24 protein-coding genes are annotated in these 24763 nt (G+C 35.4%); 23 read left to right on the forward strand and 1 reads right to left on the reverse strand.

The features are described 5' to 3' along the window. The first annotated feature begins 24 nt into the window (after window positions 1-24). The 7 genes from I5168_RS00675 (at window position 25) to I5168_RS00705 (ending at window position 7949) form a co-directional block, all read left to right on the forward strand. Window positions 25-1215: a pyridoxal phosphate-dependent aminotransferase gene (locus I5168_RS00675; RefSeq protein WP_060523027.1), complete on the forward strand. Its 1191-nt coding sequence runs from the start codon at window positions 25-27 to the stop codon at window positions 1213-1215. Then, window positions 1212-2243: a UDP-N-acetylmuramate dehydrogenase gene (murB, locus tag I5168_RS00680; RefSeq protein ID WP_431472137.1), complete on the forward strand. Its 1032-nt coding sequence runs from the start codon at window positions 1212-1214 to the stop codon at window positions 2241-2243. The genes I5168_RS00675 and murB overlap by 4 nt, the downstream gene beginning before the upstream one ends. An 85-nt stretch (window positions 2244-2328) precedes the next feature. Beyond that, window positions 2329-2532 (forward strand): membrane or secreted protein, encoded by a 204-nt coding sequence (locus tag I5168_RS00685; protein WP_431472138.1) that lies wholly within the window; start codon window positions 2329-2331, stop codon window positions 2530-2532. Window positions 2533-2543: 11 nt separating this feature from the next. Continuing rightward, a complete protein-coding gene (locus tag I5168_RS00690) occupies window positions 2544-3653 on the forward strand; it encodes a glycosyltransferase (protein ID WP_338351055.1) in 1110 nt (369 codons plus the stop codon). 45 nt (window positions 3654-3698) lie between these two features. Beyond that, entirely contained in the window at window positions 3699-4574 is an 876-nt protein-coding gene (lipA, locus tag I5168_RS00695) for a lipoyl synthase (RefSeq protein WP_042278834.1), read from the forward strand. Window positions 4575-4583: 9 nt separating this feature from the next. Then, entirely contained in the window at window positions 4584-5570 is a 987-nt protein-coding gene (gap, locus tag I5168_RS00700) for a type I glyceraldehyde-3-phosphate dehydrogenase (protein ID WP_105018442.1), read from the forward strand. Window positions 5571-5720: 150 nt separating this feature from the next. Further along, window positions 5721-7949: an ATP-binding protein gene (locus I5168_RS00705; RefSeq protein WP_431472139.1), complete on the forward strand. Its 2229-nt coding sequence runs from the start codon at window positions 5721-5723 to the stop codon at window positions 7947-7949. On the opposite strand, the gene lpxK is transcribed toward I5168_RS00705, so the two are convergent. After that, window positions 7929-8912, reverse strand: a complete 984-nt coding sequence (lpxK, locus tag I5168_RS00710; protein ID WP_431472140.1) for a tetraacyldisaccharide 4'-kinase — start codon at window positions 8910-8912, stop codon at window positions 7929-7931. The two genes, I5168_RS00705 and lpxK, sit on opposite strands and share 21 nt — an antisense overlap. Before the next feature lie 43 nt (window positions 8913-8955). Between lpxK and I5168_RS00715 the strand changes: the two genes are divergently transcribed. The 16 genes from I5168_RS00715 (at window position 8956) to I5168_RS00790 (ending at window position 24623) form a co-directional block, all read left to right on the forward strand. Continuing rightward, the gene (locus tag I5168_RS00715) at window positions 8956-10050 is read left to right on the forward strand and encodes a Nif3-like dinuclear metal center hexameric protein (protein ID WP_431472141.1); all 1095 of its coding nucleotides are present in this window, start codon (window positions 8956-8958) and stop codon (window positions 10048-10050) included. Between the two features lie 3 nt (window positions 10051-10053). Next, window positions 10054-10836, forward strand: a complete 783-nt coding sequence (locus I5168_RS00720; protein ID WP_060523034.1) for a zinc ribbon domain-containing protein — start codon at window positions 10054-10056, stop codon at window positions 10834-10836. Window positions 10837-10985: 149 nt separating this feature from the next. After that, the gene (msrA, locus tag I5168_RS00725; RefSeq protein ID WP_431472142.1) at window positions 10986-11630 is read left to right on the forward strand and encodes a peptide-methionine (S)-S-oxide reductase MsrA; all 645 of its coding nucleotides are present in this window, start codon (window positions 10986-10988) and stop codon (window positions 11628-11630) included. Window positions 11631-11831: 201 nt separating this feature from the next. After that, complete coding sequence (asnB, locus tag I5168_RS00730; RefSeq protein WP_042278823.1) at window positions 11832-13493, forward strand: asparagine synthase B; 1662 nt, start codon at window positions 11832-11834, stop codon at window positions 13491-13493. 174 nt (window positions 13494-13667) lie between these two features. Then, complete coding sequence (locus tag I5168_RS00735) at window positions 13668-15074, forward strand: chorismate-binding protein (protein ID WP_431472143.1); 1407 nt, start codon at window positions 13668-13670, stop codon at window positions 15072-15074. A gap of 67 nt (window positions 15075-15141) precedes the next feature. Beyond that, entirely contained in the window at window positions 15142-15540 is a 399-nt protein-coding gene (locus I5168_RS00740) for a hypothetical protein (RefSeq protein WP_157539221.1), read from the forward strand. A 1-nt stretch (window position 15541) separates the two neighbouring features. Further along, entirely contained in the window at window positions 15542-16108 is a 567-nt protein-coding gene (locus tag I5168_RS00745; protein ID WP_105018435.1) for an anthranilate synthase component II, read from the forward strand. Then, on the forward strand, window positions 16109-17107 hold the full coding sequence (gene trpD, locus I5168_RS00750) for an anthranilate phosphoribosyltransferase (protein WP_431472144.1): 999 nt from the start codon (window positions 16109-16111) through the stop codon (window positions 17105-17107). A gap of 10 nt (window positions 17108-17117) precedes the next feature. Then, a complete protein-coding gene (trpC, locus tag I5168_RS00755; protein ID WP_431472145.1) occupies window positions 17118-17921 on the forward strand; it encodes an indole-3-glycerol phosphate synthase TrpC in 804 nt (267 codons plus the stop codon). After that, window positions 17918-18559, forward strand: coding sequence for a phosphoribosylanthranilate isomerase (locus tag I5168_RS00760; RefSeq protein ID WP_431472146.1), 642 nt, complete (start codon window positions 17918-17920; stop codon window positions 18557-18559). Before trpC ends, I5168_RS00760 begins: the two co-directional genes overlap by 4 nt. Next, on the forward strand, window positions 18552-19724 hold the full coding sequence (gene trpB, locus I5168_RS00765; RefSeq protein ID WP_431472147.1) for a tryptophan synthase subunit beta: 1173 nt from the start codon (window positions 18552-18554) through the stop codon (window positions 19722-19724). Before I5168_RS00760 ends, trpB begins: the two co-directional genes overlap by 8 nt. A 1-nt stretch (window position 19725) precedes the next feature. Then, the gene (gene trpA / locus I5168_RS00770; protein ID WP_431472148.1) at window positions 19726-20502 is read left to right on the forward strand and encodes a tryptophan synthase subunit alpha; all 777 of its coding nucleotides are present in this window, start codon (window positions 19726-19728) and stop codon (window positions 20500-20502) included. A 162-nt stretch (window positions 20503-20664) separates the two neighbouring features. Next, entirely contained in the window at window positions 20665-21078 is a 414-nt protein-coding gene (locus I5168_RS00775; RefSeq protein WP_042278811.1) for an IS1/IS1595 family N-terminal zinc-binding domain-containing protein, read from the forward strand. A 114-nt stretch (window positions 21079-21192) separates the two neighbouring features. Further along, entirely contained in the window at window positions 21193-22443 is a 1251-nt protein-coding gene (locus I5168_RS00780) for a hypothetical protein (protein WP_431472149.1), read from the forward strand. Window positions 22444-22460: 17 nt separating this feature from the next. Further along, window positions 22461-22724 carry a DUF4212 domain-containing protein gene (locus I5168_RS00785; protein WP_085774239.1) on the forward strand — a complete coding sequence of 88 codons (264 nt, stop codon included), beginning with the start codon at window positions 22461-22463 and terminating at the stop codon, window positions 22722-22724. A gap of 111 nt (window positions 22725-22835) precedes the next feature. Next, a complete protein-coding gene (locus tag I5168_RS00790) occupies window positions 22836-24623 on the forward strand; it encodes a sodium:solute symporter family protein (RefSeq protein WP_105018428.1) in 1788 nt (595 codons plus the stop codon). Window positions 24624-24763 lie beyond the last annotated feature (140 nt).

Below are 24763 nucleotides of genomic sequence, written 5' to 3' on the forward strand. Positions count from 1 at the left end.
TTTTGTATCTCAAAAAAGAAAAAGATGCCACAGATTTCCCAAAAAGGTACAGCAATGCCTTCATCACCAGTGAGAAAACTGGTACCATTTGCAGAACAAGCAAAGAAAGAAGGAAAGCATATCTACCAACTTAATATAGGTCAACCAGACATTAAAACACCAGAACAAGCTATTGATGCTGTTCAAAGCGCTAATATTGAAGTACTATCTTACAGCCACAGTGCAGGTAATCAATCCTATAGAGATAAATTGATCGCCCATTACAACAAACTTGGATTTGGATTGGAAGACGATAATATTATTGTTTCTACTGGAGGAAGCGAGGCGCTATTATTCACTATGGGAAGTATTTGTGACTATGGTGACGAGGTCATTATTCCAGAACCATTTTATGCAAACTATAATGGATTTGCAACTGCTAGTGGTGTAACTGTAAAGCCTATTGAAACTAGCATAGAGAACAATTTTGCATTACCAGCCATCAGTGAATTTGAAAAGTTAATTACTGATAAAACTAAAGCTATCCTTATTTGTAATCCAGGAAACCCAACTGGTTACTTGTATACTAAAGAGGAAATGCAACAACTAGCTGATCTTGTTATAAAACACGATTTATTTCTAGTTGCCGATGAGGTGTATAGAGAATTTGCTTATGACGGTCGCGAGCATTTCTCAGTATTAAGCATGAAAGAATTAGACAATCACGCTATAATGATTGATTCCGTTTCAAAACGTTACAGTATGTGCGGTGCTCGTATAGGTTGCATGGTTTCTAAAAATAAAGAGGTAATGGCAACCGCCATGAAATTTGCACAAGCCAGATTGAGCCCACCTACATTTGCTCAAATAGCTGCCGAAGCTGCATTAGACACACCACAAACCTATTTTGATCAAGTAATAAATGAATACATAGAGCGTAGAGATATTCTTATCGCTGGACTCAAAGAAATCCCAGGAGTGACCGTAGCAAACCCTGGCGGAGCTTTCTATTGTGTAGCTCAATTACCTGTAGAAGATACCGATGTTTTTGCACAATGGATCCTAGAAAACTTTGACGTTGATGGTGAAACAATAATGGTTGCACCGGCGGCAGGCTTTTACTCAACACCAGGAATGGGTAAAAATCAAATACGAATTGCCTATGTCCTTGAAAAAGAATCGTTGAAAAAAGCAGTTAATATATTAGACCAAGCCCTTAAAGCCTACAATTCTTGATTCAAGTAAATCACAATTTTTCTCTCAAGGAGTTTAATACTTTTGGTATTTCCGCTTTCGCGAAAGCGTACTCACCTACAAACTCTATTGAACAACTTAAGGAAACTTTATCTTACTACCGTCGTGAAACTATTTTTTTACTTGGCGGCGGTAGTAATATGTTGATTACCCAGGATATTGAAACCCCTGTAATTCATGTTTTAATAAAAGGAATTAAGGAAGTCTATAGAGAAAACACTACCGTTAGATTACAAGCAATGGCTGGTGAAAACTGGCACGAGTTTGTGATGTATTGCATTTCAAAACGATATGCTGGTGTTGAAAACCTAGCTCTTATCCCAGGTAATATAGGGACCTCTCCTATCCAAAACATAGGTGCTTATGGAGTTGAATTAAAGGATGTTTTCTATTCATGTACGGTTCTGGATTTAAAGACCCAAGAGGAGAAAACATTATTCCTTGACGATTGTAAATTTGGGTACAGAGATTCCATATTTAAAAATGAAGCTAAAGGTAAGTACGTAATTACCTCTGTTACGCTAGAGCTTTCTGACTTAAACCTTACTGACAAGTATCAAGTAAAAACAAGCTATGGAGCTATCCAAAAAGAGCTTAATAAACTAAATAAGGGAGAAAGTATTGATCAAATAGCTCAGGCAGTAATCAATATTAGAAGCAGTAAATTACCCGATCCTAAACTATTAGGGAACAGTGGTAGCTTCTTTAAAAATCCAATCATTGATAAGGCTGCTTACCATAAACTACTAGAATTGAATGATGACATCCCATCATATCCAGTAAACGATGATCAGGTTAAAGTACCTGCAGGATGGCTCATTGATAAATGTGGACTTAAAGGATACAGGGATGGCGATGCGGCTGTTCATGATAAACAAGCGTTAGTATTGGTTAATCATGGTAATGCTACTGGATCTGACATTATAAATTTAGCTCGATTTATACAAAACCAGGTTTATTCAAAATTTGGAATAAAAATTCATCCTGAAGTAAACTTAATTAATCAGTAATACCATTGAAACTGTTTATCTTATCATTAAGATAAAATTAGTGCAATGTTCAATCTAAGTAGATTGTAAATTGTATTTTTGCACTATGAAATTATTTCTCATATCATTTGGTCTATTAGCTCTTGCAGTTGCTGGTATCGCAATTAAAATTTGGGGTAAAAAAGATGGTAAATTTGCCGGAACATGTGCAAGTCAAAACCCTTATCTAAACAAGGATGGAGAAGCCTGTTCACTATGTGGTAAATTACCAGAAGAGCAGGATTGTAAAAACGAAACAGCACAAGCTTAAACTTTTCATTAATGAGCATTGCTGACTGGCCTTTATTTCTATTCGGCATTATTGCCTTGATAAATATTATTTACTATGTGTTCTTCAGTAAATTTATTTTTCAAAAAAATAGTACACAAGCACAATCCAGCGATGATCCTGTATCCGTGATTGTATGTGCAAAAAACGCAGCCCAACATCTAAAGAAGAATATTCCCTTTTTGCTAGATCAAATTCACCCGAATTATGAGATCATTATTGTAAACGATGCTTCCATAGATGACTCTCTTGATGTCATAGAGCAATTTATGGAGCAGGACGATAAAGTTCACCTAGTTAACGTGGTCAATAATGAAAGCTTTTGGGGCAACAAGAAGTACGCACTTACTTTAGGAATAAAGAAAGCACGTCACGACAAATTATTATTTATTGATGCTGATTGTAAGCCAGCGACAGAATATTGGATTACTGAAATGAGTGCCCACTACGGCATGGATAAGCAACTTGCTTTGGGCTACGGTGGTTATAGTAAGATAAAAGGTAATTTGCTCAATGCATTAGTTCGCTTTGAAACAGCTATAACTGCAATGCAGTATTTTAGTTATGCCTTGTGGGGTAATCCGTATATGGGAGTAGGACGTAATTTAGGCTACACAAGTAAGCTTTTTTACGACACTAGCGGCTTTATGTCTCACATGAAAATTATGGGTGGTGATGATGATCTTTTTGTGAACGAGGCAGCAACCAAAAAAAACACCAGTGTAGTCACATCACCTAAATCATTTACAACAAGCGATTCAAAAAACAACTGGGCAGCCTGGTGGCGTCAAAAAAGAAGACACATCAACACAGCTCAATATTATAAATCAAGCCATAAGTTCTTATTAGGGCTTTTTTATCTTTCGCAGTTTGGATTCTTCATCACTATGGCATTAGCATTTTCCTTTTCGCCCTGGGAATTTGTTACCGCAATTGTTATTACTAGATACATCACCTCTTGGATAGTTGTTGGGTCTAGTTTATCTCGCTTTCGCGAAAGCGATATCATCATTATCTATCCGATTTTAGAACTACTACTTATATTTTCACAACTAGGATTATGGATGCATAACACTATCCAGAAACCGACACAGTGGAACTAAGACAGTTTTAAGGTTTATTACCGACTCATTCACTAAATTTGTAGTATGAATACAGTACAAGAATCAGTAGCACCACCAACTAAAGGTAAACCAAAATGGTTAAGGGTAAAATTACCTGTAGGTCAAAAGTATAAAGAACTGCGTGGCACTGTAGATAAGTATAAACTACATACTATTTGTACAAGTGGTAGTTGTCCAAACATGGGAGAATGCTGGACAGAAGGAACTGCTACATTCATGATTCTAGGTAATACGTGTACAAGATCTTGTGGATTTTGTGGAGTAAAAACGGGTAGACCAGATGATGTCGATTGGGCAGAACCTGAGAAAGTAGCACGTTCCATCAAGCTCATGGGAATTAAACATGCTGTAATCACGAGTGTAGACCGTGACGACCTTAAAGATATGGGATCTATCATTTGGCAAGAAACTGTAGCAGCCATTAGAAGAATGAACCCAGAAACAACTCTAGAAACTCTTATACCAGATTTTCAAGGAAATAGAAGAAACCTAGACCGTATCGTCGAGGCTAATCCCGAGGTTGTTTCACATAATATGGAAACCGTACGTCGCCTTACTCGTGAGGTAAGAATTCAAGCAAAATATGACCAAAGTTTGGGTGTTCTTAAATACTTAAAAGAGCAAGGAATTAATCGAACTAAATCTGGTATCATGCTAGGTCTAGGAGAGCAAGAAGATGAGGTAATTCAAACCATGCGTGATTTAAGAGATCACAATGTTGACGTTGTGACTATAGGTCAGTATTTACAACCTAGTAAAAAACACTTACCGGTTAAAGAATTTATAAAGCCAGAGCAATTTAAAAAATATGAGACCATTGGTCTAGAAATGGGTTTCCGTCATGTAGAAAGTGGCGCACTAGTGCGTAGCTCCTACAAGGCTCATAAACACATTTTATAATTACTATTTATGGTTAGAGTTGCTATAAACGGCTTTGGACGTATAGGTCGTACTTTTCTAAGAACCACATTGTCTCGTAACGATCTTGAAGTTGTTGCCATAAATGACATTGCCCCTATTGAGGTGATGGCTCATTTGTTTAAGTATGATAGTATTCATGGTAGAACTGATGCTGAGGTTTCTTTTGAAAATCAAGATTTAATTATTAACGGGTCAAGAATAGCTTATAGCACTCAATACAGTCTTGACGATCTCAATTGGAGAAATGTTGATATTGTAATTGAAGCAACTGGTAAATTCAAAGATAAATCTCAACTTTCTAAACATTTAGATGCAGGTGCCAGTAAAGTTATTTTAAGCGCACCGCCTATTGACGATGATATTAAGACAATTGTGCTAGGTGTTAATGAAGAAATTCTAGATACTTCGGATTTGATTGTATCCAATGCTAGTTGTACAACAAACAATGCTGCTCCCTTAATTAAAGTAGTAAAGGACTTGTGCGGGATTGAAAATGCTTACATTTCTACAGTTCACAGCTATACTAGTGACCAAAGTTTGCATGATCAACCTCACCGAGATTTACGAAGGGCAAGAGCAGCAGCGCAATCTATTATACCTACCACCACAGGTGCTGCTAAAGCATTAACCAAGGTATTTCCAGACTTGAGTAATGTTATAGGCGGTTGTGGCATAAGAGTTCCAGTTCCCAACGGCAGTTTAACAGATATGACAATTAATGTTGAAGAAGTTGTAAGTATAGAACAAGTGAATAAAGCCTTCTATGAATATGCTGCTAAAAACAATACTATCATGGAGTACACAGATCTGCCCTACGTTTCAAAGGACATCGCCGGATCTCCTTATTCGTGCGTGTTTGATTCCAGTATGACATCAGTAATAGGAAAGATGGTCAAACTAATTGGGTGGTACGATAATGAGACAGGATATTCCAATCGCCTTGCAGATTTGTCAGCAAAAATCAGTACCCTTTAAAGGGTATTTTATCGACGAACTGCATTATATAGAGGTAATTCGTATATTATTTAACATACTCAGAAATTAGAATGATATATTTGTTAGGCTAAAAAATACAGTATTAATCTTTTACGAAACATAGCGCTATTATTCGCACAATTATGTTGCGTGTTTGCTTTTGGACAAGTTTCCAATAGTGAAACAAATCAAGGGTTGAATACTGCATCTCGAGTTCTACTAGAACGAGTAGAAGGACTTATTGACTCACGAGATTTTGATGAAGCTAAATCATTGATCATTGATTCCAGAACATTAATCAATGATGACTATGGTGATCGTTTACTCGATCTTTATTTCATAGAACTAGAGTTAGAATCCTCTTCAGGTGAAAATCCTACATCACCTTTTGTGCAATTTAAAGACGAGGAATTATCACAGAATGCTTTCATTTATTTGGAGTATTTAAAAGGTAGAAGAGCATTCTTGAAAAAAGAATTCTCTAAAGCTGACTCCGTATTTACATCTACCTTTTCGATTACCAAAAAATTAGGTGACACTCATAGATTATTTTTGAAATCGGAATTATATACTGCTCAACTTAACTTTTTTGAAAAAAATTATACGGTTACTACTGCGGTACTTAACGATCTTATCCCTAGACTTGAAGAAAAAGGTCTGGAATATGAACAAACTCAAGCTTACCTTACTTTAGGAGAAATTGCACATTCTAAAAATAATTATGAAGAAGCGAATATTTATTATAGCCTAGCTCAAATACTTATTAAAGAAAATCAATTTCCTCTTCTCGAAATTAAGCTCTATAAGTTGTTTGCGCAGCATTACAGAGATCTCCAAGATTATCAAAATAGCTTAGTATATCTAGAAAAGCATGTTCAAACTATTGAAGACAATGGATTTATTGGTGGTGAAAATGCTAAACAACTTTCTAGTTTAAATAGTGAAATTGAGTCATTAAAAGGAATAATTACCCAAAAGGACAAGGAATTAGAAAACAAGGAGAATTACTACATCATACTTTGTATGTTTATTACTCTTTTAACAATCACTTCGTTAGCATTGTTCAGACGTAATATACTCAAAGCAAAACGTAACAGCCGACTTGCTCATGAAAAATCGGCACTTATAAATGAGCGTAATAAAGCACAAGATGCTGCACAAATCAAAGCGGATTTTTTATCTACCATTACGCACGAATTACGAACTCCTATGTATGCTGTTACGGGTCTTACACATTTACTTTTAAGTTCATCTCCTAGAGATGATCAACAAGAACATTTAGAAACATTAAAGTCATCAGGTGAATATCTTTTATCTCTTATAGACAACATTCTTGACTTTAATAAATTAGAAGCCAACAAAGTAGAGTTAGAAGAAATAAAATTTGATTTAAGAAAACGAATTGCAGATATAGTTAAAACTCTAGACAAACAGGTCAAGGATAAAAACAATAAAATTGTGATTATTCATGATGAAGCTATTGCTAGTTCTTTAGTTGGAGATCCAGTAAAGATTTCTCAAATTTTAATTAATCTCTTAGGAAATAGTATCAAGTTTACAAGTAATGGTACTATAACTATAAAAACTAAACTAATTAAAAAATCTAAAGAAAAGAGTAAGATTTTATTTGAGGTTCAAGATACTGGAAAAGGGATATCCAAGGATAGACAAGAACAAATTTTCGAAAATTTCACCCAAGAAAATATAGAAACTGCACGTGAACACGGTGGTACAGGCTTAGGACTTGCTATTGTTAAGAAGTTAGTTACTCTTATGGGTAGTGAAATAAAGCTCGAAAGCGAAGTTGGTAAAGGAAGTGTTTTTTCTTTTGCAATAGATTTTAATAATCCAGATAGTAATTCTTTTGTTGATCAATTAGATAGTAATAATACTAAGGCACCAACACCTACTCCAATCGCAGTTTACGGATCTCATGATGAAGTTCCTACACCTGCCAAAACAGCTCCTATTTTAAAAACTGAAACTCCAGAATTTGAAATATTAAAAGGGAAAAAAGTTCTCATAGTTGAGGACAACAAAATCAATCAAATGATTACTAAGAAAATTCTTGAACAAAAAGAATTTATATGTGATGTAGCAAATAACGGTGAAGAAGCTGTTGCTATGGCTAGAGCAAACGAGTATGACCTTATCCTTATGGACATTCATATGCCCGTCATGGATGGAAAAAGAGCGACTGTCGAAATACGCAAATTCAACTCTAAAACTCCACTACTGGCACTTACCGCTGTAACACTAGAAAATGCTCAAGATGAATTGATAGAAATAGGTTTTGATGATATTATACCAAAACCTTTTAAAATGGATGAATTCTTTGGAAAGATTCAAAGAGCTTTCTCAAATATTCAAATCATTTAATTCAAGTTTGTTCCCTAAGAACTTATTTTTTATCGGTAAATAAAAAAGATTGAGCTGCTTGAATTTTTTAAGCTTAACATAATCCTTTTCTGTAGTAATAATAACATCTTCACTCCAATTTTGAACCATTGAATGATTATAATCGAAATGGTCTTGATAAGTATAAGTAACTACCTTATTTAGATTTTCCTCTAAATGTTTAAAAAAAAAGGTAGGTTTTGCTATTCCAGCTACTGCAGCGATCGTCTGATTGTCTAGTGATTTAAGTGGCAATAATTCTCCTTCACTAATTACATTTTGTTCATAATCAATATAGCTGAAAAATAACTTTTGCTCAGGCAGTACTCGTAGTTTCTTTTTAATTTCCAGTCTATTTTGATCAGTTAGATTAACTGGGCATTTTGTAACAACGATACAAGTAGCCCTACTAGCACCTTTGCGTGATTCTCTTAAATTACCAGCAGGTAATACAAAATCATCACTATAAAGCTTATCATAACTAGTAAGTAAAATATAGTCACTTGCCTTTACATATCTATGTTGATAAGCGTCGTCTAGGATAATTACATCTACAGTATTTTGGGAAATTATTCTATCAATACCTTCAACTCTACTTTCACATACAGCACTTACAATAGAATTACCAAATTTCTGTTTGATTTGAGCAGGTTCATCTCCAACTTCCTTTGGAAGTGAATCGGTACCGACATATTTAAAACCTCTTGTTTTACGTCCATAACCTCTGCTCAGTACTGCAACACGTTTATTCGCAAGTAATTCAATCAAATACTCCACCATAGGTGTTTTTCCCGTTCCGCCAGTACTTAAATTACCTACAGCAATTACTGGAATATCGTACGATTTGGAAACAAGTAAACCTTTATCAAATGCCCAATTACGGACTCTTGTAATCCCATCGTACAAGACAGAAAATGGATATAAAATAAGCCGCCATTTTATCATAACCCAAAAGTAGACTAATTTTACATTAGATTAAATCTGGTTTATGACAGTTATTAGAGACATCACCAATTACATAGAAAAATTAGCACCGTTACGTTATGCCGAGGACTTTGACAACGTAGGTCTTTTAGTGGGATCTTACGAAACACCAATCACTGGCGTTTTAGTAACCTTAGACTGCTTAGAGAATGTGGTAGATGAAGCAATTGACAAATCCTGTAATTTAATTGTAGCATTTCACCCTATAATCTTTAAAGGAATTAAAAATTTAAGACCAGATGATTATGTGAAACGAGTTATAATTAAAGCTATCAAAAATGACATTGCGATCTATGCGACGCACACAGCACTAGACGTTGCTCACGGTGGTGTAAGCTATAGAATGGCACAAGAACTAGGTTTACAAAATTTAAAAACCCTTGCGCCTAAAAATAATCTCATTAAAAAACTTACCACCTACATACCTATTGAGCATTTCGATCAAGTACAAAATACTTTATTCCAATCCGGCGCTGGACACATAGGTAATTACAAGGAATGCGGTTTCAGTGTTGATGGTGACGGAACGTTTAAGGGTAATGAATTAAGCAATCCACGATATGGAGTGGCAGGAATTCGATCTACAGAAAAAGAAAAACAATTACATATAACCTATTTACCACATCTCGAATCAAAAATTCTCAAAACACTCAAAGAATCACATCCCTATGAGGAAGTTGCGTATGAAATAGTAACATTGGAAAATTCATACCAAAAAATTGGAATGGGTTGTGTAGGAGAATTTCCTGAAGAGTTAGAAATAGAAGATTTTATATCAACACTTAAGTCTACTTTTAACCATAATGCGATAAGAACTTCGCTTTCGCGAAAGCGTACTATAAAAAAAGTTGCAGTGTTAGGAGGATCTGGGGCTTTTGCTATTCAAAACGCAAAAAGCTATGGTGCAGATGCTTACGTTACGGCAGATTTAAAATACCACGATTTTTTTCAAGGTCAAGATATTCTATTGTGCGATATTGGACATTATGAGAGTGAGCAGTTTACAAAAAATCTTTTAACTGAATATCTTACTGAAAAATTTACTAATTTTGCAATTCTTTGTGCACAAGCGCAAACAAACCCAGTAAACTATTATTAGACGATGGCAAAAAAGAACGAAGCTACTGTAGAACAGAAGTTAAGAGAACTTTACAACCTACAATTAATTGATTCTAGAATAGATGAGATACGTAACGTACGAGGAGAACTACCTCTAGAGGTTCAAGATCTAGAAGATGAAGTAGCAGGTTTAAATGCACGTATAGGGAAACTAAATGTACATTTAGAAGAATTGCAAGGTAACATCAGTGATAGAAAAAACTTGATTGAAGAGGCTAAAGCCTTGATCTCGAAATACACTGAACAACAAAAAAATGTTAGAAACAATCGTGAGTTTAACTCGCTTTCTAAAGAAATAGAATTTCAAGAGCTAGAAATCCAACTAGCTGAGAAGCATATTAAGGAGTTTAAAGCTCAAATCGAGCAGCAAAAACAAGTGATCGACCAAAGTAAACAAAAACTATCTGATCGTGAAGAGCACTTAAAGCATAAAAAATCTGAGCTTGAAGAGATCCTTAAGGAAACTGAAAAGGAAGAAAATGCGTTGCTTAAATTATCGAACGACTACTCAACTAAAATTGAAGACCGTTTAATTAAAGCATACAAGCGTATTAGAGAAAGTGTACGTAATGGTCTAGCTGTGGTTCCTATAGAGCGTGGCGCTTCAAAAGGTTCCTTTTTTACTATTCCACCGCAAGTACAGGTGGAAATTGCTAGTCGTAAAAAAATAATTACTGACGAGCACTCTGGACGTATATTGGTAGATGCAGCCCTTGCAGAAGAACAAGCTGAAGAAATGCAAAAAACTTTTTCTAAGGTCAAATAATTATCCTTAAAAAAACTTACTTGAAAAACCTCAACTATACGTTGAGGTTTTTTTTTATTATATCCTTTTGTGATAGTTCTGTTACAGCTTTTAACGGCTCTTTAATATGGCTGGATTAACCTAATATCTAGTTTTGAAAAAAATATAATATGAAACTTTTAATGTATACACTTTTGGTTTTAATAAACACAGCATGTGGAAATGAAACCAAAGAAATCTCACAGCAAGAAATCACCTATGCAACTCCAGTTGAAGTCCCTGCGCAAGATGGGATGGAAAGAGCTTATTTTGCTAGTGGATGTTTTTGGTGTGTAGAAGAGATCTACGAAAACGTACAAGGTGTTAGTGAATCCATTTCTGGTTATTCTGGCGGTACTATGCAGAATCCAACCTATCGTAATCATGGCAACCATGCAGAGGCAAATGAAATCATCTATGACCCAAATAAAGTTAGTTTTAAAACGCTAGTTGACGTTTATTTTGCTTCCCAAAATATTGAGCAAGTTAACGGTCAAGGACCTGATATTGGAAAAGCATATCGTAGCATTATCTTTTATCAGAATGACGAGCAAAAACAGATTATTCAAAATAAAATTGAAGCTTTAACAAAAGAAGGTTACAAAGTTGCAGCAGAAGTAAAAGCTTTTCAAAAATTTTGGGTAGCCGAAGATTATCATCAAGATTACGCACGATTACATCCTAACAATAGTTACATACAAAACATCTCTATTCCTAGATTCAATCGTTTTGCTGCTAAGATGCCTGAGGTAATTAAAAAAAATGGCTCACATTAATTGATTTTTAAACTCAGTTTTGATTTTAAAAATTTTATTCTATCTTTGACACATGTTAAAAAACAATAATAATATCAATTCTAATAATAATTTATTGCGAAAGCGATGAAGTAGACTTGGTATTTATAAATATTACAAAAGGCCTGCTTCATAGTAGGCCTTTTTTTATTGAATAAATTTAAACCAAAAAAACCAACAATTATGTGCGGAATAGTAGGAGTCTTTGAACTTAAAAAAGACAGCAAAGAACAACGTCAATCAGTATTAGAACTATCAAAAAAATTAAGACATCGTGGTCCAGATTGGTCTGGAATATATTGTGGTGAAAAAGCTATACTTGCTCACGAAAGACTAACTATTGTTGATCCACAATCGGGAGGACAACCCTTGTATAGTCCAGATGGGAAAGTTGTACTTGCAGTTAACGGTGAAATATACAACCACCAAGAAATCAGAAAGCAATACCATGACTATGAGTTTCAAACAAAATCAGACTGTGAAGTTATACTAGCCTTATACCAAGAAAAAGGTGTAGACTTTTTAGATGATTTAACAGGCATGTATGGATTTGCACTATACGACAGTGAAAAAGATGTTTTTCTTTGTGCAAGAGATCATCAGGGAATAATACCCTTATATTATGGAACTGACGAACTAGGTCAATTCTATGTTGCTAGTGAATTAAAAGCCTTGGAAGGAACATGCAACGAAATTTCACCTTTCCCACCAGGACATTACTATTACAGTGAAGATAAGGATTTCACAAAATGGTATGATAGAGATTGGAAAGAATATGATGCAGTTAAATCAAATGTAAGCTCAGTTGCAGACTTACGTAAGGCCATGGAAGAATCAGTAAAACGTCATCTTATGAGTGATGTACCTTATGGTGTTTTATTATCAGGTGGTTTAGATAGCTCTCTAGTAAGTGCAGTCGCAAAGAAATTTGCATCTAGAAGAGTAGAGACGGGAGATCATGCCGATGCGTGGTGGCCTCAACTACACAGTTTTGCAATAGGACTTAAAGGTAGCCCAGATCTAGCAGCCGCACAGGTAGTAGCAGACCATATAGGAACCGTGCACCACGAGGTAAACTTCACTATTCAAGAAGGGTTAGATGCGATTAAAGACGTCATTTATTATTTAGAAACATATGATGTTACAACTGTAAGAGCATCAACACCAATGTATTTATTAGCTAGAGTGATTAAGTCTATGGGTATAAAAATGGTTTTATCAGGTGAAGGAAGTGACGAGATTTTCGGTGGTTATCTTTACTTTCATAAGGCACCAAATGCAGAAGAATTTCATAAAGAAACAGTTCGCAAACTAGATACCTTACACCTTTATGATAACTTAAGAGCAAATAAATCACTTGCAGCTTGGGGAATCGAAGGAAGAGTTCCTTTTCTAGATAAAGAATTTATGGATGTTGCAATGAGACTAAATCCAGAAGATAAGATGTGCAGTAATGGAAAAATGGAGAAGCATATTTTAAGAGAAGCCTTTGAAGACTATCTTCCTAAAAGTGTAGCATGGCGACAAAAAGAGCAATTTAGTGATGGTGTAGGCTATAGCTGGATTGATACTCTTAAAGAAATGGTTGAAAAGGAAGTTACTGATGAAATGATGGAAGCAGCTCCTTATAAATTTAAAATTAATCCACCACAAAACAAAGAAGAATACTACTACCGCAATATTTTCAGTACACATTTTCCTAGTGACGCTGCTGCCAGTTGTGTACCTAGTTTAAAGTCTGTTGCATGTTCCACACCTGTAGCTCTTGAATGGGATGAAGCATTTAAAAATATGAATGACCCTTCTGGAAGAGCAGTTAGTGGAATTCATGATGATGGATATTAAAATTTTGCTAACTCTTGTTTGTTTCAAAATGCAGTAGTAACTTTGACCACATGTTTACAAGAACTCTTCATACTTGGTGGTGGAATAATACAGCTCAATAGCCGTAAAGTCACCTGTATGTTTAAATAATTTAAATGGTCTACTTTACGGTAGACCATTTTTTTTTGATATGAAATGAATAAAATATTTAAAGCAAAAACAACACACCGGGAAATTCTAGCAGATACGCTTACACCTGTAAGTATTTATCTAAGATTAAGGGACAAGTATCCTAATAGCATCTTACTGGAGAGTAATGAATACGGACAGCGCAATAATAGCTACTCTTTCATTTGCTGCAACCCTATAGCATCATTTGAATTGACAAATGAAGAAGAAATTTCGGTTTTTCCTGATGGCAAAAAATCTGTCGTAGATCTAAAAAAGGAGTATCGCCTAACCTCTGGTCTTGAGAATTTCAAAAATCATTTTGAGCAGCAAGATCACGAATTCGCATTTCCCATTGAAGGTCTATATGGTTATTTAAGTTATGACGCCGTTCAACATTTTGAAAATATTGAATTCCGCTTTCGCGAAAGCGAAAACATACCACTCGCCTACTATCAAGTTTTTCAAAATGTAATTGTGTTTGATCATTTTCATAATCAATTATATGTATTTGATCACGTCTACGAAAATTATATAAGTAGATTAGAAGAGGTGTGTTCTATCATCACCCATCGTGATATTGCCACTTACAATTATTATAACATAGGAGAAGAAAGCTCTGAGATGAGTGATCAATCCTTTAAAGAATTAGTAAAACAAGGAAAAGCCCATTGTAAACGAGGTGATGTTTTTCAGATTGTACTTTCTAGAAAATTCAAGCAATCCTTTAAAGGAGACGACTTTCAAGTATACCGTCAATTACGAGCTATAAATCCTAGTCCTTATTTATTTTATTTTGACTACGGTAATTTCAGAATATTTGGCTCGTCACCAGAGGCTCAATTAATCGTAAAAAATGATTATGCCAGTATTCAACCTATTGCAGGTACTTACAAAAGAACAGGCAATGACACAGCTGACTATGAAGCTGCTCAAAAGCTTAAAAGCGATCCTAAGGAAACTGCGGAACATGTTATGTTAGTGGACCTAGCTCGTAATGATTTAAGCAGACATGCAAGAAATGTTCAAGTACAGGACTATCAAAGTATTCACTTTTACTCGCACGTAATTCACATGGTAAGTAAGGTAACAGGAAAAATTCTCGATGAAAAAGATCGATTAGAACTTGTGGGAGATACCTTTCCAGCTGGAACATTAAGCGGCGCTCCCAAACACAATGCCATGCAATTAATTGATAAATACGAAAAAAGTAATCGTGAATTTTATGGTGGTGCGATAGGCTATTTAGGTTTTGATGGAAATTTTAATCACGCCATTATAATCCGTAGTATTTTATCAAGAAATAATCAATTGGAATTTAGAGCTGGTGCAGGTGTTGTAATTGAAAGCAACATCGAAGATGAGACACAAGAGGTTTATAACAAAACAAACGCATTAAGAAAAGCAATAAAATTAGCAAATCATGAAAAATAAGTTTTTGACATTTTTAGCATTTATAGCAATAGTGAGTTGCACGACTGGAAATAAGAAAATTTTTTATGTGGATTATTCAAAAGATCAAAATGGTCTAGCGTTACCTAATGCCGATAAATTCTATACTCCAGAAGGTGAAGAATTACGATTGCTAACGGAGGATGAAATCGCTCTAGCTTATGCTATGGATACGAAATTCAATAATATCATTTATCCTAATGAAAATTTTGATGTTTTAATCCTTAAAAAAGAATATCGAAAGGATAAAAACAATATTGTGGAAATCCATATGCGTACATTTAATGATGAAGGCATCGTGTTAGACTCTTTTAAACTTGCTGAGTCTGGAGGAACAGAATATTGTGATGGCTTTTTGACAGAAAGTTTATCCATTGAAAGAGAATGTAATGGTTTTGTTGACAAATACTATATAGACAAGGAGTCCGGTAAATTCATCCAACAGTAACATGAAGAAAATAATTTTAATAGACAACTACGACAGCTTCACTTACAATCTAGTGCATTATCTAGAAGATCTGAATGCAGACGTAACGGTTGTGCGCAACGATGAAATTTCACCAGAGGATTGTGAAAAGTATGATGCTGTTGTACTATCACCAGGACCAGGAATTCCTAGCGAGGCTGGAAATTTATTACCAATCATTCAATATTTGAAAGACAAAAAGCCACTTTTAGGAATTTGTCTAGGACACCAAGCTATTACAGAAGTTTTTGGTGGTGAAATCATCAATCTAGAAAAGGTTTATCATGGTTTATCCACAAAAATGACTCATAAGAACGATGAATTATTTAAGGACATCCCATCTCAATTTGATGCAGGTAGGTATCACAGCTGGGTAGCAAAAAAAGAGGCTTTTCCAGATGAATTACAAATAACAGCTACAGATGAAAACGATCAAATAATGGCTCTCAGACATTCAACCTTACCAATTTATGGAGTTCAGTTTCATCCAGAAAGTATCATGACTCCACATGGAAAAAAAATGCTAGCTAACTTCCTAAATATCATTTAAATGAAAGAAGTTTTAACAGCCTTGTTTGAACATAGAACGCTTTCGCGAAAGCGAGCTCACGAAATCCTTACTGCCATAACAAGCGGTGAGGTAAACGCTAGTCAAATTGCAGCCTTCCTAACGGTATATGGAATGCGCAGTATCACTGTCGAGGAGCTTGCAGGATTTAGAGATGCAATGCTAGAGCAGGCACTTTTAGTAGACTTACAAAAATATAACCCAATCGATCTTTGTGGTACTGGTGGTGATGGCAAGGACACTTTTAATATAAGCACACTGGCCAGTTTTGTAACCGCAGGTGCTGGGATTCCTGTTGCAAAACATGGTAACTATGGTGTAAGTTCTGTGAGTGGATCTAGTAATGTCATGGAATATCTAGGCTTTAAATTTACTAACGACCTAGATTTAATAACCAAGCAAATTGAAAAGACTAACATCACTTTTCTTCATGCGCCCTTATTTCATCCGGCTATGAAAGCAGTTGCTCCTATAAGAAAAGAGTTAGGAGTAAAAACATTCTTCAACATGCTAGGACCGTTAGTTAATCCTGCCAGACCCAGATTACAAAGCGTAGGAGTTTTTAATTTACAACTAGCTCGTAACTATGAGTACTTATTTCAAACAGAATCTGATAAGAAATATGCCATTTTACATGCGCACGATGGATACGATGAAGTAAGTCTAACTAGTAATACAAGGGTTGCAACACATGAAGGAGTTAAAGACCTATCTCCACAAGATTTTAATCTAAATCAATTAAAAGCTGATCAAATTTACGGCGGTAACACGGTAAAAGAGGCTGCAAAAATTTTTACCAATGTACTTGAAAACAAAGCAACTTCCGAACAGCAAAACGTGGTAATTGCAAATGCTGCCACAGCCATATCAATAGCAAGAAACATCTCGTTAAAACAAGCGGTAATTGTTGCAAAAGATTCATTAGAGAGTGGTAAAGCATTAAGTAGCTTCAAAAACCTATTAAATATTCATCACGCATAAACGAATTATAATGTCGGATATTTTAGAAAAAATCACCATACAAACCACTAAGGATGTTGTTCAACGACGATCCTTGAAAAGCATACAAGATTTAAGAGAAATGCCTCTTTGTTCTCGTAAAACCTTGTCACTTCATGAATCCATTAAAAAAGGTAGCGGCATTATTGCAGAGCATAAACGTCAAAGCCCTAGTAAGGGCAGCTTCAATTGTCCTGCATCTCTTGAAGAGGTGGTGTTGGGTTATGAAAAGGCAGGTGCAAGCGCAATAAGCTGTTTAACTGACACTCCATTCTTTGGCGGAAGTTTACAAGATCTTGAACAAGCCAGAAAACTGATAAACATCCCTATACTAAGAAAGGATTTTATCGTGGACATGTATCAAATTCATGAAGCAAAAGCCTATGGCGCAGATGCTATCTTATTGATAGCAGCCTGTCTATCTAATGAACAACTTACTACTTTGGCTAATGAAGCACTCAATCTAGAATTAGAAATTCTATTTGAAGTTCACAACTTAACTGAGTTAGAAAACATTAAGAAGGTTACTGAAAACTTAGATCCTGAAAAATTTATAATAGGAGTTAATAACAGAGATCTTAAAAGGTTCAAAACAGACATTCAAAACAGTATTGATTTACTGCCTCATTTTCCTGAGAACGTAATTGCAATAAGTGAGAGCGGCATCTCAAATCCAGCAACTGTAAAAAAACTTCAATCTATAGGTTTTAAAGGCTTTTTAATCGGTGAAAATTTTATGAAAACCGATCAACCTGGTATAAGCTGTTCTACTTTTATTAAAGAAATCACAGTATGATTATAAAGGTTTGTGGCATGCGTGAGCCCAAAAATATAGAAGCACTCCAACAGCTTGATATCGACTTTATGGGTATAATCAAATACCCGAAAAGCAAAAGGTTTGTCGATCAAGATCAATCCCTAGCCATAGAGCAACTTACAATGAATAAAGGCACTGTTGGCGTTTATGTAAACGCCAGTATGCAAGAGATTCTTAATGACATTATTCCTTTGCAGTTAGACGTTGTTCAATTACATGGTGATGAGGATCCCGCTTTCGCGAAAGCATTGCTAGAATTAGATCTCAAAATTTTTAAAGCTTTCCAAATAAGTACCGACTATGATTTTGATAGTTTACGCAATTGGGAATCCCTAGCGACAGAGTATCCGGGTAAGGTTTTTTTCCTTTTTGATACAGCAACCAAACATTATGGAGGATCTGGGAAAAAATTCAATTGGTCAATACTTGAAAACTATATAGGAAATGTGCCCTTTATACTAAGTGGTGGGATAGGTCCTAAGGATGCAACAAACCTTAAAAACCTAAACCATGAAATGTTATTAGGAGTTGATTTGAACTCTCAGTTTGAAATTAGTCCTGGAGAAAAAAATATAGAAACGATTAAGCAATTTATTAAAGAACTACGCAATGAGTAAGTACCAAGTGAATGAACAAGGCTTTTATGGAGAATTCGGTGGTGCCTTTATACCAGAGTTATTGTACCCTAATATTGAAGAATTAAAGGAAAATTATCTCGCTATTGAAAAAAGTGAAAGTTTTCAAAACGAATTCCAACAGTTACTTAAGGACTACGTTGGTAGACCTACTCCTTTATTTCTAGCCCAAAGATTATCTGAGAAATATGGTGCAGAAATTTGGTTAAAACGTGAAGATTTATGTCACACTGGCGCTCACAAAGTTAATAATACCATTGGTCAGATCTTACTTGCTCAACGATTAGGTAAAAAAAGAATCATTGCAGAAACTGGTGCTGGTCAACATGGTGTAGCAACTGCTACTGTATGTGCTCTCAAGGGTCTTGATTGTATCGTGTATATGGGCGAAAAAGACATTGAACGCCAAGCACCAAATGTAGCGCGCATGAAAATGCTAGGTGCTACTGTAAAACCTGCTACTAGCGGATCCAAAACATTAAAGGATGCTACTAATGAGGCTATGAGAGACTGGATCAATAATCCTGAAGACACGCATTATATTATAGGTTCTGTTGTAGGACCTCATCCTTATCCAGATATGGTAGCTAGGTATCAATCTGTTATTTCACAAGAAATTAAAAATCAAATGGATGGTTTGCCTGATTATGTAATTGCATGTGTAGGTGGTGGATCAAATGCTATGGGTGCATTTTACCATTTTCTTGATGATCCATCGGTAAAATTAGTTGGTGTTGAAGCCGCTGGGTTAGGAATACATACTGACAAAACAGCCGCTACATTAAACCTAGGAACTCCAGGAGTACTCCACGCAAGTCGCAGTATAATGATGCAAGACAAGGACGGACAAGTTATAGAACCTCATAGCATAAGCGCTGGTTTAGATTATCCAGGAATTGGTCCAGCCCACGCATGGTTAAAAGTAAGTGAACGAGCACGATATATGGCTGTCACAGATGAAGATGCACTCAAGGCTGCTGTTGAATGTAGTCGATTAGAAGGTATTATTCCTGCATTGGAAACTGCTCATGCTTTTTCAGTCCTTAAAGACTTAGACCTAAAATCAACTGATAGGGTAGTCATTAATCTTTCTGGTCGTGGTGATAAAGACATGAACACTTATATGAATGAATTGAATCTCAAATAATATGATCTCAAATAAACTCACACACTTGTTCAACCGTAAGTCGACTGATTTACTCAATATATTTTTCACCGCAGGTTATCCTAAATTAGAGGATACAACGATTATTCTTAATGAATTAGAGAAATCTGGAGTAGATCTTATTGAAATTGGAATTCCATTCAGCGATCCACTAGCAGATGGCCCTACTATTCAAGAAAGTTCTAAAATAGCATTAGAAAATGGTATGAGTATCGAGGTACTGTTCAATCAATTGGAAACCTCAAAACATGATGTTCCAGTACTGCTTATGGGCTATTTTAATCCAGTAATGCAATATGGTATAGAACATTTTTGTAAAAGATGTAAGGAAGTCGGTGTGGATGGATTGATAATTCCTGATTTACCATTAGAAGTTTATACTTCACAATACAAGCATTTGTTTGAGAAATATGATTTATGCAATGTATTTTTAGTAACGCCTCAAACCTCAACAAACCGCATAAAACAAATAGATGAATTTTCTAATGGTTTCATTTACGCAGTAAGTAGTGCTAGCACTACAGGTACCAAATCCAATTTTGATGATGCTAGTGAGTATTTGAACAAATTAAAATCACTTAATCTTAAATCACCGATTTTAACTGGATTTAATATAAAAACAAGAGAAAACTACCTAGCAGCATGCAAGCACGTGAATGGAGCAATCATAGGTAGTGAATTCATCCGTCAGATTTCAAATCCGAAATCATCTTTACAAGATACCGTTAAAGACTTTGTTTCAAGTATCAAGAATGACTAATTATTGAAGGTCATAACAAATAAAAAGGCCACACAATTGTGTGGCCTTTTTATTTATTAAAATTCATCAATATGGATTTAAGCAACCACTAACTTGATAATAAAATAAGTTAAAAATCATATTGTTGCTAATTTACTATATTTATGCAAAATTAATATAGTTATGAAAATTTGCCCTAACTGTTCCTCTCAAAATCAGATAAAAAGCGGTGTGATTAAAGGTAGACAACGTTACAAATGTAAAGATTGTAACTATAATTTTACCGTTGAAAAAATGGGTAAGAAGATTGATGATTACTACGTTAACAAAGCACTTCAATTATATCTTGAAGGACTCACTTACAGAGAAATAGAGCGTATTTTAGGTATATCACATGTAAGCGTGATGAATTGGGTGAAAAAATATAAAATCAAAAGACCTTACAATAATAAATACCATCCAACTTATAAAATATTAAATCACACAGAACTAGCCAACTACTTCTCAAATATCAATGAATTAAAGGGCGCTGGTGTAGTAGTAACAGAACTTGGCGATAAATTCATGCTTATTAAATGGGAACGATTTAGAGATTAAAACCTATACTCTTACCAATTAACTATATTAAATTTTCCTTAACATAAGTTTTTATAGAGGTTAGTAGTGCGATTAATTTGATGATCGCATAACCAAACTCTTAATTATAAACTTATGAAAAACAAGTACATCCCTTTACTTCTATTTCTATTTACAGCTTCCTTTCTTGGCTTTAGTCAAGGCGCTACAGAATATACCGGAGGAATGAAAGTGAAATTAAATGAAGATGGTTCCAAGTATTTTAGAATTATCTCGTGGGCTCAATTTTGGGCACAACACACTGATAATACAACGCTCAATTCCACAGGTAATGAAGAAGCCGATCTCAATTTTTCTATAAGACGTGCCCGCATTCTTATGTATGCACAACTAACTAAAAAATTCCTGATCCTTACTCATTTTGGTCTTAACAGTCAAAATGCCAACAACATGGGACCTGTTGGTAAAAGTGATAGCTCTCAACTTTTCTTTCATGACGTATGGGGTGAATGGCAGTTAACTACAGATCACTCAATAGGTGGTGGATTGCATTATTGGAATGGAATATCAAGAGCCAATAATCAAAGTACCTTAAACATGCTCACGTTAGACAACAATCGTCAAAGTTGGTCTACGATAGGGTTGAGTGATCAATTTGCTAGACACATGGGCGTTTACTTAAAAGGTAAATTTGGTAATTTACAATACCGAGTTTCAGTAAATGAAGCTATCACAAACAGTCTAGACATCAATGGTACGCCTACCATAAACACAGCAACCTACAATGGTCGTGCTATTTTGGGTGGTGCAGAGGCTAGTAAGAACTATGCTGGTTATTTTGATTATAACTTCCTTGATCAAGAGAGTAATTTTTTACCTTATAAAGTAGGTTCCTATTTGGGTAGCAAACGAGTATTCAATATAGGAGCTGGTTTCTTCTATCATCCTAATGGATCTACAATTCTTGATGCTCAAACTAATGATTTTATAGGTGAAGATGTTTCCATTTTCTCATTAGATGCTTTCTATGATGCACCATTAGGTGACAATGGATCTTCAATTACTGCCTATTTACAATATCAAAACAGCAACTATGGTGAAAATTTCACGTTAGGTCAAACCTATGAGACAGGTAGTATGCTTTATACGCATGTAGGGTATCTATTACCAGGAGAGACAGATCGTAAAGTAAAAATACAGCCATATTCTTCCTTTAACTACCGCAGGATAGATGCTATAAATGACAACGCCACTAGATTTGGGATCGGTGGCAATCTATATTTCACAGGCCATCATTCAAAGTTGTCCGTTGAATATTCAAATCAAAAATATGGTAATCTAGATGCAGTAGGCACTTTTACTGTTCAAGGAATGATATATCTGTAACCTAAAATCAATTAATTATGTCTGATAAAAAATCAAATGCAACAGCATATTGGAAAGAGAATATCAAATATCTTGTAGGACTCTTACTCATATGGTTTCTAGTTTCATACGGCGCCGGAATTCTTTTTAAAGATGCTCTTAATCAATTCAGGTTAGGTGGATTTAAACTTGGATTTTGGTTTGCCCAACAAGGTTCTATTTATGTTTTCGTCATACTCATTTTCGTTTATGTACGCATTATGAATAAGCTAGACAAAAAATACGGTTTTGACGAAGACTAGTATTTAAAATCATTATACAATTGGTAGTGTTTAAGTACGCTTTCGCGAAAGCGAGATTATCAAAAATCTCATACACTACAATATCAAATAACACTAAAAAACTTTTCAATTATGGATGTTCAAATTTGGACTTATATTCTAGTAGGAGTCACTTTTGCCTTATACATAGGTATCGCTATCTGGTCACGAGCAGGTTCTACTAAAGAATTTTATGTTGCCGGTGGTGGCGTATCACCACTTGCTAATGGTATGGCTACCGCAGCAGACTGGATGAGCGCCGCATCATTTATCTCTATGGCAGGAATTATTGCCTTTGCCGGATATGACGGCTCGGTTTACCTCATGGGCTGGACTGGTGGATATGTACTACTAGCCTTATTACTAGCTCCTTACCTGAGAAAGTTTGGGAAATTTACAGTACCAGACTTCATAGGAGATCGTTATTATTCTAAAACTGCTCGACTGGTAGCAGTTTTTTGTGCTCTACTAGTTTCCTTTACTTATGTAGCTGGACAAATGCGAGGCGTAGGACTTGTGTTTTCACGTTTCCTAGAAGTTGAGATCAACACAGGTGTGATCATAGGTATGATAATCGTATTATTTTATGCGGTTTTAGGTGGTATGAAAGGAATAACCTATACTCAGGTAGCACAATATTGTGTCTTAATATTTGCGTTTACGGTTCCTGCAATTTTTATCTCTATCCAAATGACAGGAAACCCTGTTCCACAATTAGGAATGGGTAGTGAAATGGTAGATGGATCTGGATATTTACTGGATAAACTAGATGGATTAAGTACAGAACTAGGTTTCAATGCCTATACAGATGGTTCAAAATCTATGATTGATGTATTTGCAATTACTCTTGCTTTAATGGTAGGTACCGCAGGATTACCTCACGTGATTGTCCGTTTTTTCACGGTGAAACGTGTGAAAGATGCTCGTAAAAGTGCAGGATGGGCCTTGTTACTTATTGCAATTCTTTATACCATGGCACCTGCAGTAGCAGTATTTGCAAAAACTAATATGATTGACAGTGTAGTTGGTAAATCCTATGCCGATCAACCAGAATGGTTAAAGAACTATGAAGAAATTGGATTGATTGCATGGGCAGATAAAAATGGAGATGGGAAAATTCAATACGGGCCTGGAAATGCATTTGCAGGTAATAAAAACAAACCCATGTATGATGAAAAAAATAGAACTGCAATCGGTAATAGAATTACCACAAATGCAGATACTGCTGTAGCCAACGAACTTTATGTAGATAGAGACATTATGGTTCTTGCAAATCCTGAAATTGCAAATTTACCTGATTGGGTAATCGCTCTGGTTGCTGCCGGTGGTCTTGCTGCAGCTTTATCTACAGCAGCAGGATTATTGTTAGTTATTTCTTCATCTGTATCTCATGATTTAATCAAAAAGGTAGTAAATCCTAATATCTCAGAAAAAGGTGAGTTAATCGCTGCACGTTTAAGTGCTGTAGGTGCTGTGTGTGTAGCTGGTTATTTTGGTATCAATCCGCCAGGATTTGTGGCTGCTGTTGTAGCATTAGCCTTTGGACTAGCTGCTGCATCATTTTTCCCTGCAATAATACTGGGAATTTTCTACAAGCGTATGAATAAAGAAGGTGCTATTGCTGGTATGGTAGTAGGTATCGTTTGTATGCTACTTTACATGATAAAATATAAATTAGGATGGTTTGATGCCACCTTACCTAGTAAAGAAGAATGGTGGTTTGGTATCTCTCCAGAAGGGTTTGGTAGCATCGCTATGCTCGTAAACTTTGTGGTAAGTCTTGTGGTATGTCACCTGACTAGCGCTCCTCCAAAAGACGTCCAGGAAATTGTGGAGAACATTCGTATTCCTAGTGGTGCTGGTGAGGCTACTGGACATTAATAATTACAAACCTGGTAACATGCAAGGTTTCCCTAAACTTTGTATGTTATCTGGTTTTACTGTGTATTAACACCAATTTTTTCTGAACATAGCAAAGCTTATAATAATTTAAAAAACCGATATTTAAGGAATCAAAGATT

The sequence above is a fragment of the Nonlabens sp. SCSIO 43208 genome (assembly GCF_050703575.1).
Classification (GTDB): Bacteria; Bacteroidota; Bacteroidia; order Flavobacteriales; family Flavobacteriaceae; genus Nonlabens; species Nonlabens tegetincola.